Source organism: Rhizobium leguminosarum bv. viciae USDA 2370 (genome assembly GCF_002008365.1).
Taxonomy (GTDB): domain Bacteria; phylum Pseudomonadota; class Alphaproteobacteria; order Rhizobiales; family Rhizobiaceae; genus Rhizobium; species Rhizobium leguminosarum.
In genome coordinates, this window is sequence record NZ_MRDL01000047.1 from 309826 (window position 1) to 323679 (window position 13854).

Below are 13854 nucleotides of genomic sequence, written 5' to 3' on the forward strand. Positions count from 1 at the left end.
GGCTGGCGGCAGCGTCAACCGCCAACGGCGTCCCGGATCGCAAGCACGAAGGGCGCATTGCCGTCGGCATCCGCACCACGTCCGATTGCCCGTACCGCCGCGACCAGCCGGCCGCTGCGGCCGAGCAGCGCGTCACCGATCTCGATCAGCCGGGCGTTGGGCGTCGCGAAAGGTGAGGCGGCTCGGAGTCGGCGAGCAAGCGTTTCATCGCTCTGATCCGGTGCCAGCGACAGCGCGGCGATGAGGGCTGCGGCCGGTGATCGCGACACGCCCATCCAGCAATGAATGAGCAGCGGCGTCTCCTGCTGCCACGATGCGGCAAAGTCGATAATTCCGCGGACATGCGTCTCGTCAGGCGCCACGAGATCGCCGGTGCCCTTGAAGAGGATATCGTTCATACCAAGTGTCAGATGACGTTCGGCCGCAATCACGCCCGGCCGGTGAAAGGCCTGATTCTTGGCGATCAGGCTGATCATATCGCGCGCCTTATGGCGCACCGCCATTTCCGCGATGCGCGACAGCGGCGAGACGACGATGAAGCTCACGATACCATCCCCCGCTCGGCCTCGATCGCCGCGAAGCGCGCGCAGAACAATCGCTGCGCTTCGAGCGCAGGCAGGGGCTCGATCATCAGCATGTCCTTGCTGATGCCGCGCGGCTGGCCGAAGAATTTCTGCGCCTCGGCGGGTGTGAAACCGGCAAGCACGGTCGCCTCGAAATAGGCGGCGATCGTGTCGGCCTTCTTGATCCGGTCCTTGAGGTCGCGCGAAGGATGCGGCGGCAGGCCGAAGCGCAAGTGCACGGCCGCCTCCAGCCGCTTTTCCACCGTCTTGTAGCCGCCGCCGACCACCGATTTGAACGGCGAGATCATGTCGCCGATCACATATTCGGGTGCGTCGTGCAGCAGCGCCATCAGGCACTCCTGCGGCCGCGCATCGTTGAAGCGGCGGAAGATATCCTCGACGACGAGACTGTGTTGCGCCACCGAAAAAGCATGATCGCCGGAGGTCTGGCCGTTCCACCGGGCAACCCGGGCAAGCCCATGGGCGATGTCGATGAGTTCGACATCGAGCGGCGAGGGGTCGAGCAGGTCGAGCCTGCGCCCGGACAGCATGCGTTGCCAGGCACGCGGAGCTTTCGTCGTTGTCACGCGCTGGCCTCGTCGCCGCTTGTGGGAAAGACAAGGCCGGACCATGCCGGCAGGACGAGGGAAACGGGCGTTTCGCCGGCGAGCAGCGGCGTACCTGCCGCCATCGCGGCGCCGGCGCGGTCGATGCGCACGATCGCAAGGCCGCTGCCGCCTTCGACCGAACCGAGCGCTCCCACGGGCTTGCCGCCGGCGGTGATCTCCGTCCCGGTCTCCGGCAAGGTTGTCGCGGCGGACACCGTGACGACGCGCCGGCGCGCGGTGCCGCGGTGCTGCATGCGCGAGACGACCTCCTGCCCGACATAGCAGCCTTTCCTGAAGGAGAGGCCGCCGTTGAAATCCATCAGTACGTCATGGGGGAAGGCGTCCTGCAGGGCGAAGTCCGATCCTGATGTGACGATGCCGTGGCTGATGCGCAGCGCGTCGTAGAGCGCCTCTTTGCCATCGCCATGTTTGCCGGGCCGGCGGATCAGCGTGACGCCCGCCTTGGCGAAGCGGCTGTCTCGGACACCTTGGCTGTCTCGGACGCCCTGGCTGTCCCGGACGCCCCGGCTGCCCTCGGCATCCTCGCTCCAGGAAACGGTGACGCCTTCTTCAGTGCTTGTCGCAAGTGTGACGGCGGCGCGCAGCTTGTACATTGTCAGCCGCTTCAGCAGGCCGTCGCGCTGGCCGGCATCGGTTTCGATCATGTAGCCGTCGCCGTCCTGCCAGATCATGAAGTCGAACAGGATCTTGCCCTGCGGGGTCAAGAGTGCCCCGGGCCGTGCCTCGTCGGCGCCGAGCGAGGTGATATCGGTTGTGATCAGGTTGTGCAGGAAGGATTGGGCTTCCGCGCCGCTGACAAGGAGCAATGAGCGGTCATTCAGGAATACGGCTGGCATGGCGGAACCTGTCGCGTTGGTCATCGCTCAGAGGTATGTCTTCATGAGGTGGATCGCAAGCGCCATGCGTAACGTGAAAAGCGCAGGCGAGACGGGCATCAATCGCCTGCTGTGAAGAATTTCCATTTGCCTTGAGGCGTAATGCCGAGGCGGTAGAAATTATATCCGCCGAACTCCTGCATGTCGGAGAGATCGCCGGCCGTGACGATGCGCAGCAGCTCGACACGCTCCGGCGGCGTCAGCGACTTCAGGTCCTTCTCGGCAAAATAGGGCCAGACATACATGTCGTCTGCTGTGCCCTGGCCGACATGCACGAAGCCGGTCGAGACGATATCGAGCATGATGGCAAGGATCTCGTCGCCATCAGGATCACCCGACAGATCCTTCAGCGCGCCGATCGGGTCGTCGGTCGGTTCGCCCACAGTCACCTGTGTCTGGTCGGCGCCGGTGCCCATCAGCGGCCGCAGCCGTTCGAGATCACCGGAGGCGGCCGCTTCGACGATCTGCTCGCGCATCTTGCGAACCGGCTCTGGCACCTTGCTGATGTCGTAGATCACCTCGGTGGGCTTGGAATTATCCTGGGCGCCGGGCGTCTTGTCGACACCCTGATTGTTCTGGCTGTTGACCAGCGGATCGGCCATGGGAACGCCGGGAGTGGTCTGCGGCTGGCTCTGTCCCTGAGCGCTTCCCTGTGCGGGCGGCGTCTCGTTAGCCGCCTGGCCGGGGATGTTGTGCAGTTCGGAAAGCGCGTAGGCGGCCGGCGCAAGGAAAACATTGCCGGCGGCAAGGCTGAACGCAAGCAGCACCGGCGCGAGCGAAATTCGCGAAACTTTCTCTTTACCGGTGTGCATCAAACTCTCTGATAACAATTATTGCAGGGTGCGGTTCGCGGAGAATTCGCCGGCAAGCATGCGCTCACGCAGCGAATCCAGCAGGGCTTCGGCGCTCTTTTCCCCATGCAATCTGATCGTCTCGCGCAGCGCATGTGCAATGGCGGCATCAGCGATGATTTCAGGCTCGATCCCGTCGGCCATGCCGTCGGCCCAAGCCTCGTTCTGGTACTCCAGAGCTGCCTGCATCTTTTCGTGGACGATCATGTCGTCGATGTCGTTGAGGCTTGCTTCCATTGTTTTTTCCTCAGCACTTCTCATGTCTTACTGCACCGTTAACAACACTAACAGCCTTTTCCCAAAACGACACGTCCGCATGCGAAAACAGGTTAATTAAACGTCAATTTCCAAAGCGCGAGGTAATTTCTGTGGCAAGTGTTGCACCTTCGTTACGGTAGCGCTCTTCTGCCACGATGGCCGCCGGGGTGCAATCCGTATAGACCGAGGCGAAGGCGCGATAGCCGCGATTGAAGGCCGCTGTGAGCTTTTCCTTGCGCTCCTGCTCGTTACCGGTCTCCGAATCGAGCAGCTGCTGCATGCCGTTTCGCCACTCGTCGCCGCCAGGCGCCTTGCAGAGCGTTCTGAGATAATGCACCGAACCCAGCACCTCGGCGAACCGCGCCAGCTTGTCGTCATAGGGCACGTTCACGATCGGCGGTGCAATCTGCTCCTCCTGTGGAGGCGGCGTATTCTTGCCCTGCGCCATCGTGGGGCCGGCGAGGACGAGCAGGGACAGAAAAACACGTCGAACGGGAATCATGTTCGTAGTTGATACGCTGAGCATGACGGCAACAAGGCGTGCTTGAAAGTTTCCACGTCTATTCGCCGCCCGCCAGCCGCTCAGCGCATTCAAGTACGCTCTGTGGCACGGGCAGCCGCCGGATTTCCTCCACCGTGTACCAACCGAGGGCGGCTGCATCGTCGGCGGCTTCCGCCACCGCGTCCCGATCCGCGTCGACGCGGAAGACCGACAGCAGGAAATGGCTGTTGACGCTGCCGTCGGCCGCATGCGTCTTCAGGTCGTAGGTCGAAAATAACCGCGGATTCCGTGCCGAAATGCCGGTCTCTTCATGGAGTTCGCGCAGTGCCGTTTGCTCCGGCGTTTCGCCGGGCTCGGCGCGCCCGCCGGGAAAGGCGTACATGTCGGCGGAAGGCGGGTTGCGGCGCAACACCAGAAGGAATCGTCCGTCGCGTTCGAGAATGGCGGCGGAGCCGGGTTTGGCGGTGGAGGTCATCGTGACTGCTCTTGCTGTGATCGCCTATCCTATCCGATGAACCGACATTTGCATGCCGGCGCTGCTTGGCTTCCACACTTTTCGCAGGGATAGTTGCCAATGCATGTCGCTCAAAAGTGTGCAGCGGTTTTGAGAAAGCGACATGCATGAAGCAAAAAGCCGAAGGATTCGAAAGGGCTTCCGTGACCTACATCATCTATGCCTTTGCCGCGGTCTTCGAGATCGCCGGCTGCTTTGCTTTCTGGGCATGGCTGAAGCTCGAAAAGTCCATCTGGTGGCTGGCGCCGGGCATGGTCTCTCTGGTGCTTTTCGCCTGGCTTCTGACGCTGGTGCCGAGCGAGGTCGCCGGCCGTACCTTCGCGGCCTATGGCGGCATTTATATCCTCGCCTCGCTGCTTTGGCTGTGGCTGGTCGAAGCCCGCGTGCCTGATCGTTACGATATCGGCGGTGCGCTGATCTGCCTTGCCGGCGCCAGCCTCATCCTCTTCGCGCCGAGAGGCTGAGGTGTCTTGACCGAACACCAGCCGGGTGCAAAGACAAGCCGATGTGTGGACGTTTCGCCCTGACAATCTCCAGCGCCGACCTGCGCGACGTCTTCTCCGGTCTCGATCTCGACGACTTTCCGGCGCGTTACAACATCGCGCCGACGCAACCGATCCTCGTCGTCATATCAGGCGAGGGCAGGGAGCAGGGCAGCAATTTGGCCGACCGGCGCGCCGTGCTCGTGCGCTGGGGCCTCACGCCGGGTTGGGTCAAGGACCCGAAGGATTTCCCGCTGCTAATCAACGCGCGCTCCGAAACCGCGATCGGCAAAGCCTCTTTCCGCGCAGCCATGCGTCATCGTCGCGTGCTCATTCCGGCCTCCGGTTTTTATGAATGGCATCGCCCGTCCAAGGAAAGCGGCGAGCGGCCGCAGCCCTATTGGATCAGGCCGCGCCAGGGTGGGGTCATCGTCTTTGCCGGGTTGATGGAGACATGGTCGTCGGCCGACGGCTCCGAGGTCGATACCGGCGCGATCCTGACGACAGCAGCCAATTCAGCCATATCAGCGATCCACGATCGCATGCCTGTCGTCATCAGACCTGAGGATTTCTCCCGCTGGCTCGATTGCAAGACCCAGGAACCGCGCGAGGTGGCCGACCTGCTGCAGCCCGTTCAGGATGATTTCTTCGAGGCCGTCCCGGTCTCCGACAAGGTCAACAAGGTCGCCAATATGGGTCCCGACCTGCAGGAGCCGGTCGTCATCGAAAAGCCGCTGAGGGCGCCCGAGAAGCAAAAGCCTGACGACGGCCAGCTCAGCTTCTTCTGAACACTATCCGCCGCACCTGCGGGCCCGTCGGTGACCGATCGGCGCCGACGTCTCACATAGGCGGCGGCGATGCGTCGCTTCGTCCATCAGGTTTTTCGGGTTGTGCTTATGTCGCCAGAGCGTTGTCGGGAGATTTCCGGCGATCGCCTCGTCACTCACTTCGTCAGCGGTGCCTAACGCATGTAACCCGAAAGCACGCATGATTCCGATTTGAAGCTTTCCGCCTCAAGCGGATTTTTTGACGCCGGTCGGCTTATGCTTGGCCATCAGCGATGCTGCGGCAACAGCCTTCAGGGCGACGGGGCGATAGTTGGCGGCGAGGTCTGGCTTGGCCACCTGCTGTTCGCCGGTACTGCTCTTCTTCGAAGTCACGATACTCTCCTTGCGTGGTTCTTCCCTGGGTATTTTATAGTTTGATGTTTCGTCACGAATAGCGACAAAACGGGGGCGTCGCTTATCAGGATTTGTAAACGCCCACCATAATTCGCGAGGCTTAACTGAAGCCTACGTTGGTTAATACTTACTGAAGAGAGCAGTTCCAATAAAAGTCCGAAAGCGGTTTTCGGGGAAAAGCGCGGAACGGTTTTCACCCGGATAAAGCGCATGCTTTTCCCGGGGATCCGTCAGACCGAAGGGAGAGAAGCATTTCCGTCATTCGAAGAAATCCGGAAATGCTCGGAGGTCAGATGTGCCGGCCGATATCGTCGTCGCCGATGCCCGGCTCCTCGATCGTCAGCGTCCCGTATTTCCGCCGCCATTTCCGGGCGCCGAAGGGAAGCGATACGAGGTAGGCGGCAACGGTGAAGACCATCACTTCCCAGGTGTAGCTCATCAGCAGAGCCACATAGAGCACGACGCCGAGCATCATCGGCAGCACGAGATCGCGCCGCAGGCGGTTGCCTTCCGATTTGCCCGACCAGACCGGCAGCCGGCTGATAAGCAGGAAGGCGATGAGCACGGTGTAGATCGACGAGAGATAGGCGAAGGTGCGGTCCGTCGCCAGCCCGAGGAAGCCGAGATAGACCGGCAGCAGCACCAGCATGGCGCCGGCCGGCGCCGGCACGCCGACGAAATATTCCGATTGCCAACTCGCCTTGTTTTCGCGTTCGGCCATGACATTGAAGCGAGCAAGGCGAAGCCCGGCGGCGATCGCATAGATCAGGGCGGCAATCCAGCCGAGCGAGCGTGCCTGGTCGAGCGCGAAGACATAGACGACGAGGGCGGGCGCGACGCCGAAATTGACGATGTCGGCAAGCGAATCCATCTGCGCGCCGAACTTCGAAGTCGCCTTCATCAGCCGCGCTACGCGCCCGTCGATGCCATCGAGGAAGGCAGCGAGCAGCACCATGGAGACGGCGAGCTCATAACGATTCTCGAAAGCCAGCCGGATGCCGGTCAGTCCGGCGCAGATCGCCAGAATGGTGATGAGGTTCGGAAAGACGAGCCGGAGCGGGATTTCGCGCAGACGCGGGCCGCGGGCGGAATCATCCGGCCCGTTGGGCTCGAAAGGCGGAAAAGGCGTTTCCATATCGCGTTCCAATCGTTCCTAGCTGCGGCGGCTGATGACGGGACCCTTGGCGGAGGCGAATTCGGCGATGACAGTTTCTCCCGCAACCGCCGTCTGGCCGAGCGAGACGCGTGGCGCGGCACCGGCGGGCAGGAACACATCGAGCCGCGAGCCGAAACGGATCAGCCCGAAGCGCTCGCCGGCATCCACCGGCTCGTTGGGGTTCGCCCAGCAGAGGATGCGTCGCGCCACGAGGCCGGCGATCTGCACGACGCCGATCTGGCCGTGGCGGGTTTCGATCACCAGTGCATTGCGCTCATTGTCCTCGCTCGCCTTGTCGAGCTCGGCGTTGACGAAGCTGCCGGAGCGGTAGTTGATGCTGACGATGCGCCCGCGCATCGGCGCCCGGTTCACATGGCAATTGAAGACGTTCATGAAGACCGAGATGCGCAGCATCGGCTCGGAGCCGAGGTTGAGTTCTGCCGGAGGGGTCACCATCTGGATCGCCGAGACCTTGCCGTCGGCGGGAGAGATCACCAGGTCGTCGTCCTGCGGGGTCACGCGCTCGGGATCACGGAAGAAATAGGCACACCAGAGCGTGAAGATCATGCCGATCCAGAAGAGCGGCTTGAAGATCCAGCCCAAGACCAGCGACGCGACGAAGAAGGCGGCAACGAAGGGATAACCCTCCTTGTGCACGGGAACGATCGTGTTGCGAACCGTGTTGAACAGGCTCATGGCTGCCGGTCTCCTTGCGTTTTCATTTTTGCTGGTTAGCGAAAAACCGTCTCCGGGGCAATGCTGCGGCCTCGGCCCTGGTTCCCATGCCGGGGTTCTGAACAACAAAAGCCGGCCGGCGTCGGTCTCCCGGCTCAGCTTGCCGGAGCAAGCCGCGTTATCACGCCGAGGTCGTCGCTTTCGCGCACCTGCTTCAGATGTTCCTCCGCCTGTGTCGCTTCGCGCTGGCGGTTCCACATCGAGGCATAAAGGCCGTTTCTTTCGAGGAGGGCGGCATGTGTTCCGCGCTCGGCGATCTCGCCGCTTTTGAGCACGATGATTTCATCGGCGCCGATCACCGTCGAAAGCCGGTGGGCGATGACAAGCGTCGTGCGGTTCTTCGAAACCAGGTCGAGTGCCTCCTGGATTTCCCGTTCCGTCGTCGTGTCGAGCGCCGACGTCGCCTCGTCGAGGATCAGGATCGGCGGTGCCTTGAGGATGGTGCGGGCGATCGCCACCCGCTGCTTCTCTCCGCCCGAAAGCTTCAGCCCGCGCTCGCCGACCTTGGTTTCGAACCCCTCGGGCAGCATTTCGATGAAATGCGCAATCTGCGCCACCTCGGCGGCTGCAAAGACCTCGCCGTCGCTGGCCGATGTGCGGCCGTAGCGAATGTTGTAGGCGACCGTGTCGTTGAAGAGCACCGTATCCTGCGGCACCATGCCGATCGCCGTACGCAGGCTCTTCTGCGTCACCGTGCGGATATCCTGGCCGTCGACGGTGATCGCGCCGCTCTGGATATCGTAAAAACGATAGAGCAGGCGCGACAGCGTCGATTTGCCGGCACCCGACGGGCCGACGACGGCGACCGTCTTGCCGGCCGGCACCTCGAAGGAAATGCCCTTCAGGATTGGGCGGGCCGGATCGTAGGAGAAGTGCACGTCCTTGAAAGAGATCGCGCCCTGGCCGATCCGAAGCTCCGTCGCATCGGGCGCGTCATGGACCTCGGCCTTCACCTCAAGCAGGTCGAACATCTGCTCGATATCGGTCAGCCCCTGGCGGATTTCGCGATAGACGAAGCCGATGAAGTTGAGCGGCACGGAAAGCTGCAGCAGCATCGAATTGACGAAGACGAAATCCCCGACCGTCTGCTCGCCGCGCTGCACGGCCAGCGCCGACAGAACCAGCATGATGGTCGTGCCGATGCCGAAGATGACGCCCTGGCCGAAGTTCAGCCAGCCGAGCGAGGTCCAGACATCGGTCGCGGCCTTCTCGTAGCGTTCCATCGATTTGTCGAAGCGCTTGGCCTCCATCTCCTCATTGCCGAAATATTTGACGGTCTCGAAATTGAGGAGGGAGTCGATCGCCTTGGTATTGGCGTCTGTATCGCTGTCGTTCATCGACCGGCGGATGGCGATGCGCCAGTCGGATGCACGGATCGTGAACCAGATATAGGCCCAGACGGTAAAGGCGGTAACGGCGAGATAGGAGAAGCCGTAGCCCCACCAGAAGATCACTGCCGTCAGCAGGAATTCGATGACCGTCGGGACCGAATTGAGGATCGTGAAGCGCACGATCGTCTCGATGCCCTTGGTGCCGCGCTCGATGATGCGCGAAAGCCCGCCAGTCTTGCGCTCCAGATGGAAGCGCAGCGACAGCTCGTGCATATGCACGAAGGTCCTGTAGGCGAGCTGGCGCACGGCATGTTGCCCGACGCTGGCAAAGAGCGCGTCGCGCAGCTGGTTGAGGCCAAGCTGGATCAGCCGGGTGATGTTATAGGCGATCACCAGCGCGATGGCGCCGGCCAGCAGCGGCGGCACAGAGCCGGCAAGATCCATCCTGCCGTTCAGCGCATCGGTCGACCACTTGAAGAAATAGGGAACGAGCAGCAAGACGAACTTTGAGATCAGCAGAAAGACCGAGGCCCAGACGACGCGCATCTTGAGGTCGGGCCGGCCGGCCGGCCACATATAGGGCCAGAGGTTGAGAAGCGTCTGCAGCAGGTTGGATTCCGAGACTGTCTTGCCGTTTGCCATGCTTGTCTCCAGCCCGGATGGGCTTGCCGCGACTGCAGCGCTTCGATGCCGGCAAGAGCACGGAACCGGGATGTGCCTGAAGCTTCCCATAGCCCGCAGCCGCCACCGCCAGATAGGGTGCCAGGCGGACGAATACAACAATTGCAGGGCCGAGGAAAAGACAGGCCGGGCGACGACAGCGCCGCGCATCTTTTCAGACGCGCAAAGGACGCTGTAGCACTTTGAACTGCTGCATGATTTTATCCTTAAACCGAGTCCGATTTAAGAAATTATGCAGTAGCCTGCCCGGCCTCGTCATGATGTCTGCTGCTTAGAGGTGCTGGCCGGAAAGGCGCTTGCGGTGCAGCTCTTCGGCATTCGGCAACACATCCTTCGGCAGGCCGAAGATCTGACCGGGGCGGATGCGATCGGGATTGATGATCTTGTCCTCGTTGGCGATGTAGATCGTCGTGTAACGAACACCGAGGCCATAGGTGCGGCGCGAGATCTGCCACAGCGTGTCGCCGCGGCGAATGATGACCGCCGCGTTGTTCGCCGTCAGCGGCGCCTGTTCGATCGTCTTTGGCTGGCTGCTTCCGACATCGTTTGCAGATGGCGCTGCCGGCGCGGGTGCAGCGGTGAGTTCGGCGATCATCCCGCCCAGTCTTTCGAGCGCGGCGCCGACGGACTTTGCATCCTTAGGCAGGCCCTGCAGCAGCTTCAGCGCCTTGCCGGCGATCTGCGAGGACGAGCCGGACGCTTGCTTGAAGCTGTCCGGCGCATCGGCGGCCGGGCGGAAGTCGGCGACGGAGCGCAGCGCGAATTCCGTTGCCGAGCGCGCCGCCGCAAGCTGTTCGGCCCCGGGCAACTTGCCATCGGCAAACAGTCCCTTCAGCAGGCCGTAGGCCTTGCCGGCCTCCGCTTTGAGTTTGCCAAGCTCGCCTTCGTCGAGCGGCACCATCGAGGAAGCGCCGTTCGCGTCGGCGGGGACCGATTGCGCGGCGACCCTTACCTGATCGCCGGCCGGGCGATTGAAGTTCACCGCCGCACGCACGATCACCTTGCCTGTGGGATCGACGACATCGACGCGGATCTTGTGGTCGCCGACCGAGAGCGACACCACACCGTCGATGACGAAATGCCCGTCGGAGCCGGCGGTATCCTGGCCGACGAGGCTGTCGTCGGCATAACCGATGACCTTGGCATTGGAACGCGTCGTGCCGGCGATGAAGATCTTGTTGCCCTCGATTTCGACGGCATTGACCATCACATCGGGCACATTGGTCTTATCCGGTGCCGTAGCTGCGCCATTGGAGGAGGTGTCGGTGAGGTTCGGCGTCTGCAACGCCAGCTCGCCGGTTGGTGCAGGTGTTGCAGCAGGCGCAGCCGAGCTTTCGCCCGCTGCCGGCTTGTCCGCAGGCGGCGCCATCGGATTGGAGGCATCGGCAACTTCGGTTCCGGCCTTCGGCGCGGTGATGATGCGGCTCGCCGCACCGGGTTTGGAGACCATGGCGAGCAGGTTGGCGCCATTGCCGTCCTTCGGCACGGAAATGGTCGCGACTTCTTCGGAGAGCATGCTCTTGCCGTCCTTGCCCGTGAACTTGAGCACGAGCTGGTGGTCGCCCGCCGGAAGCGGATCGTCGAGGACGGCGGCGAAATCACCGCTCGCATCGACATTGGCCGTCGTCACCACCTTTTCGCCATCGAGCACCTCGAGCTTGCCGTTCGGTTCGGCGGAGCCGGCAATCACCGTCGAGCCGTCGGGCTCAACGCGCAATACGTCGAAGGCCGGAAGCTTCGGGCCGGTATTCTCCGCTGCCGTGTTCGCCGCAGGGGCAGGCTCCGGCGCACCGGTCAGCGCAGTTTCGGCCTTGGCGATCGCGGCAAGCGCATCGGCGATATTCTCGGGCAGCGACTGGACGATGGCGAGCGCTTTCGCGCCGCCGTCCTTGGCTTTGGCGGCAAGGGTCTGGGTCGCGGGATCTAGGCCCTCGGGAATTGTGAAATCGGCAAGTGCGGTCAGCGCGCTGACGGCCTTGGTCTTGGCGGCGGTGAAGACATCGATGGCGGGGCCCTTGCCGTCGGCAAACAGCGCCTTGAGCTCGCTGAGCGACACGCCTGCATCGGCCGAAAGGCGACCCACCTGGTCGGCGACCGCAGCCGAGTCGGCAACGGCGGAGCGCGATGTCTTTGCGGCCTCGTTAACCGTGTTCTTGAGCTCCGTGCTCGCCTGGTTGATGGCGTCGCCGACCTTGGTTGCATCGCCGCCGATGCGCGGCATGACGAAAAATACCATCAGTAGGATTGCGATTACGAGCACTGCAAGGGCCAGCAAGCCGGCACGGTTCTTCATCATTATGTCTCCCAGAGCGGCAATTTGCCGTAGTAACCGAAATTGCTAGCGATTCCCGTTGCTTTTCACAAGCATTCAAAGCAATTAGGCAAGCTAGGCACGCTGCTTTTCAGTCAATTTTCTTGACTGCATTGAAATGGAATAGTTGTTTGCCTCTATGACCGAACAATCTGTATCGATTCGATCCATCTGCGTTTACTGCGGCTCAAGGCCGGGACGCGATCCTTCCCACATGGCGGCCGGGCGTGCTCTCGGAAGAGAGATCGCCGAATACGGCCTGCGCCTCGTCTATGGCGGGGGTACCAAAGGCATCATGGGCGCGGTTGCAAGCGGCGTGCTTTCAGGCGGCGGTCAGGTCACGGGCATCATTCCCGAATTCCTGATCGATATGGAAGCGACTCGCCATTCGCTTGGTCAACTCAACGAACTCATTGTAACCCCTGACATGCATGCGCGCAAACACACCATGTTCGAGCGCTCCGATGCCTTCGTCGCGCTGCCCGGCGGCATCGGTACGCTGGAGGAGATCGTCGAGATCATGACCTGGGCGCAGCTCGGCCGCCACGAGAAGCCGATGGTCTTTGCCAACGTCAACGGTTTCTGGGATCCGATGATGGAGCTGATGCGCCATATGACCGAAGAAGGCTTCCTGCACACCGCCCATCGGGTGCAGCCGCTCGTCGTCGACGAGATCTCCGGCATCATTCCGGCGATCATGGCCCAGGCAGCCCAACTCGCTGCCGATCGTAACGGCGAGGACGAGGTGATTTCGAAGATGTAGGCGGGCGCGCCTTTGGAGCGGTTCGGCTGTCGCGCAAGCGCAGAACCGCTGCGCATTTTTGCTGGAAAGGCTCTAGCGCCCGCGACTTCCCTTCAGCATCGACCAGCTATAGAGGAACAGCCCCGCCCAGATCAGCGGGAAGGCGATCATGCGCGCCGTACCGAGCGGCTCGTGGAAGACGAAGACGGCGATCAGGAAGATCATCGTCGGCGCGATATACTGCATGATACCGATCGTCGAGAGTTTCAATAGCTTGGCGCCGTTCGCATAAATCATCAGCGGCACGGCGGTGATGACGCCGCAGCCGAGCAGCAGGGTCGTGTCGGCAAGACCGGTGCGATAGAGGTGGCCTTGGCCGCTGCCGAATTCCAGATAGAGGATATAGAGGAGGGCCGGCCCGCTGAGGATCAGCACTTCGAGGAAGAAGCCCTGGTTCGGCCCGAGTGGCAGCGTCTTGCGCAACAGGGCGTAGAAACCCCAGCTGATCGCCAGCGTCAGCGCCACCCACGGGATGCCGCCGCTATCCAGCGCGAGAATGCCGACGGCAAGCGCCGCAAGCACGATCGCCGCGATCTGCAACGGCTGCAGCTTTTCCTTGAGCAACACCGCGCCGAGGAAGATGCTGAACAGCGGATTGATGAAATAACCGAGTGCTGCATCGAGCGAATGGCCGGCGCCGATCGCCCAGACATAGGTGCCCCAGTTGACGGTGATCAGCGACGCCGTCAGCGCCGCCATCGCCAGCATGCGCGGCGAGCTGAGTGCTGTGCGGATATCCCCAGTGCGCCCGAGCACGAGCAGCACGATGCCCGCCAGCGGCAGCGACCAGACGATGCGATGCGCGATCACCTCGGCCGGCGAGATATGCGCCACCGCCTTCATGTAGATCGGCAGGAAGCCCCAGAGCAGGTAGGCCGTCAGCGCGAAGGCGAACCCGCGCGGACTGTCTTCGTTCTTGGCCAAGGGAACGGATGCATCGGTCGACATCGGTGTTTCCATCTTTGTTCTTCTTCTGATCCGGC

At 62.2% G+C, this 13854-nt stretch carries 16 protein-coding genes; 3 read left to right on the top strand and 13 right to left on the bottom strand.

From position 1 onward, the window contains the following. Positions 1-14 precede the first annotated feature (14 nt). The 7 genes from BS629_RS25535 to BS629_RS25565 all read right to left on the bottom strand — a co-directional run bounded on the left by BS629_RS25535 (position 15) and on the right by BS629_RS25565 (position 4153). On the bottom strand, positions 15-545 hold the full coding sequence (locus tag BS629_RS25535) for a tyrosine phosphatase family protein (RefSeq protein ID WP_018241410.1): 531 nt from the start codon (positions 543-545) through the stop codon (positions 15-17). Further along, positions 542-1150 (bottom strand): HD domain-containing protein, encoded by a 609-nt coding sequence (locus tag BS629_RS25540; protein ID WP_018241411.1) that lies wholly within the window; start codon positions 1148-1150, stop codon positions 542-544. Before BS629_RS25540 ends, BS629_RS25535 begins: the two co-directional genes overlap by 4 nt. Further along, entirely contained in the window at positions 1147-2028 is an 882-nt protein-coding gene (gene ygfZ / locus BS629_RS25545) for a CAF17-like 4Fe-4S cluster assembly/insertion protein YgfZ (protein ID WP_077988538.1), read from the bottom strand. Before ygfZ ends, BS629_RS25540 begins: the two co-directional genes overlap by 4 nt. 98 nt (positions 2029-2126) lie before the next feature. Then, the gene (locus BS629_RS25550) at positions 2127-2879 is read right to left on the bottom strand and encodes a hypothetical protein (RefSeq protein ID WP_026188338.1); all 753 of its coding nucleotides are present in this window, start codon (positions 2877-2879) and stop codon (positions 2127-2129) included. An 18-nt stretch (positions 2880-2897) separates the two neighbouring features. Beyond that, positions 2898-3155, bottom strand: coding sequence for a hypothetical protein (locus tag BS629_RS25555; RefSeq protein WP_003546972.1), 258 nt, complete (start codon positions 3153-3155; stop codon positions 2898-2900). Between the two features lie 103 nt (positions 3156-3258). Further along, a complete protein-coding gene (locus tag BS629_RS25560) occupies positions 3259-3702 on the bottom strand; it encodes a TIGR02301 family protein (protein WP_018241414.1) in 444 nt (147 codons plus the stop codon). Positions 3703-3736: 34 nt separating this feature from the next. Continuing rightward, a complete protein-coding gene (locus tag BS629_RS25565; RefSeq protein WP_018241415.1) occupies positions 3737-4153 on the bottom strand; it encodes an NUDIX hydrolase in 417 nt (138 codons plus the stop codon). Positions 4154-4335: 182 nt separating this feature from the next. Here BS629_RS25565 and BS629_RS25570 point away from each other — a divergent pair, with 182 nt between their 5' ends. Then, a complete protein-coding gene (locus BS629_RS25570; protein WP_026188339.1) occupies positions 4336-4656 on the top strand; it encodes a YnfA family protein in 321 nt (106 codons plus the stop codon). A gap of 41 nt (positions 4657-4697) precedes the next feature. Beyond that, positions 4698-5462, top strand: a complete 765-nt coding sequence (locus tag BS629_RS25575) for an SOS response-associated peptidase (RefSeq protein WP_018241417.1) — start codon at positions 4698-4700, stop codon at positions 5460-5462. Positions 5463-5687: 225 nt separating this feature from the next. On the opposite strand, the gene BS629_RS39345 is transcribed toward BS629_RS25575, so the two are convergent. The 5 genes from BS629_RS39345 to BS629_RS25595 form a co-directional block, all read right to left on the bottom strand. Continuing rightward, on the bottom strand, positions 5688-5834 hold the full coding sequence (locus BS629_RS39345; protein WP_018241418.1) for a hypothetical protein: 147 nt from the start codon (positions 5832-5834) through the stop codon (positions 5688-5690). 310 nt (positions 5835-6144) lie between these two features. Then, positions 6145-6990 carry a CDP-diacylglycerol--serine O-phosphatidyltransferase gene (pssA, locus tag BS629_RS25580; RefSeq protein WP_018447395.1) on the bottom strand — a complete coding sequence of 282 codons (846 nt, stop codon included), beginning with the start codon at positions 6988-6990 and terminating at the stop codon, positions 6145-6147. A gap of 18 nt (positions 6991-7008) precedes the next feature. Next, a complete protein-coding gene (locus BS629_RS25585) occupies positions 7009-7944 on the bottom strand; it encodes a phosphatidylserine decarboxylase (RefSeq protein ID WP_280950473.1) in 936 nt (311 codons plus the stop codon). Beyond that, positions 7842-9719 (bottom strand): ABCB family ABC transporter ATP-binding protein/permease, encoded by a 1878-nt coding sequence (locus BS629_RS25590; RefSeq protein WP_018241420.1) that lies wholly within the window; start codon positions 9717-9719, stop codon positions 7842-7844. The genes BS629_RS25585 and BS629_RS25590 overlap by 103 nt, the downstream gene beginning before the upstream one ends. Positions 9720-10029: 310 nt before the next feature. Then, positions 10030-12054, bottom strand: a complete 2025-nt coding sequence (locus BS629_RS25595; RefSeq protein WP_018241421.1) for a LysM peptidoglycan-binding domain-containing protein — start codon at positions 12052-12054, stop codon at positions 10030-10032. A 154-nt stretch (positions 12055-12208) separates the two neighbouring features. Between BS629_RS25595 and BS629_RS25600 the strand changes: the two genes are divergently transcribed. Beyond that, on the top strand, positions 12209-12832 hold the full coding sequence (locus BS629_RS25600; RefSeq protein ID WP_018241422.1) for an LOG family protein: 624 nt from the start codon (positions 12209-12211) through the stop codon (positions 12830-12832). A gap of 72 nt (positions 12833-12904) precedes the next feature. Here the strand turns inward: BS629_RS25600 and rarD are convergent, their stop codons facing one another. Beyond that, complete coding sequence (gene rarD / locus BS629_RS25605; protein ID WP_018241423.1) at positions 12905-13819, bottom strand: EamA family transporter RarD; 915 nt, start codon at positions 13817-13819, stop codon at positions 12905-12907. Positions 13820-13854: the final 35 nt, after the last annotated feature.

Coding starts and splice junctions, on each gene's coding strand:
- BS629_RS25595 (WP_018241421.1), bottom strand. CDS start 12,054: ATGATGAAGAACCGTGCCGGCTTGCTGGCCCTTGCAGTGCTCGTAATC.
- rarD (WP_018241423.1), bottom strand. CDS start 13,819: ATGTCGACCGATGCATCCGTTCCCTTGGCCAAGAACGAAGACAGTCCG.
- BS629_RS25590 (WP_018241420.1), bottom strand. CDS start 9,719: ATGGCAAACGGCAAGACAGTCTCGGAATCCAACCTGCTGCAGACGCTT.
- ygfZ (WP_077988538.1), bottom strand. CDS start 2,028: ATGCCAGCCGTATTCCTGAATGACCGCTCATTGCTCCTTGTCAGCGGC.
- BS629_RS25555 (WP_003546972.1), bottom strand. CDS start 3,155: ATGGAAGCAAGCCTCAACGACATCGACGACATGATCGTCCACGAAAAG.
- BS629_RS25550 (WP_026188338.1), bottom strand. CDS start 2,879: ATGCACACCGGTAAAGAGAAAGTTTCGCGAATTTCGCTCGCGCCGGTG.
- BS629_RS25565 (WP_018241415.1), bottom strand. CDS start 4,153: ATGACCTCCACCGCCAAACCCGGCTCCGCCGCCATTCTCGAACGCGAC.
- BS629_RS25600 (WP_018241422.1), top strand. CDS start 12,209: ATGACCGAACAATCTGTATCGATTCGATCCATCTGCGTTTACTGCGGC.
- pssA (WP_018447395.1), bottom strand. CDS start 6,990: ATGGAAACGCCTTTTCCGCCTTTCGAGCCCAACGGGCCGGATGATTCC.
- BS629_RS25560 (WP_018241414.1), bottom strand. CDS start 3,702: ATGCTCAGCGTATCAACTACGAACATGATTCCCGTTCGACGTGTTTTT.
- BS629_RS25575 (WP_018241417.1), top strand. CDS start 4,698: ATGTGTGGACGTTTCGCCCTGACAATCTCCAGCGCCGACCTGCGCGAC.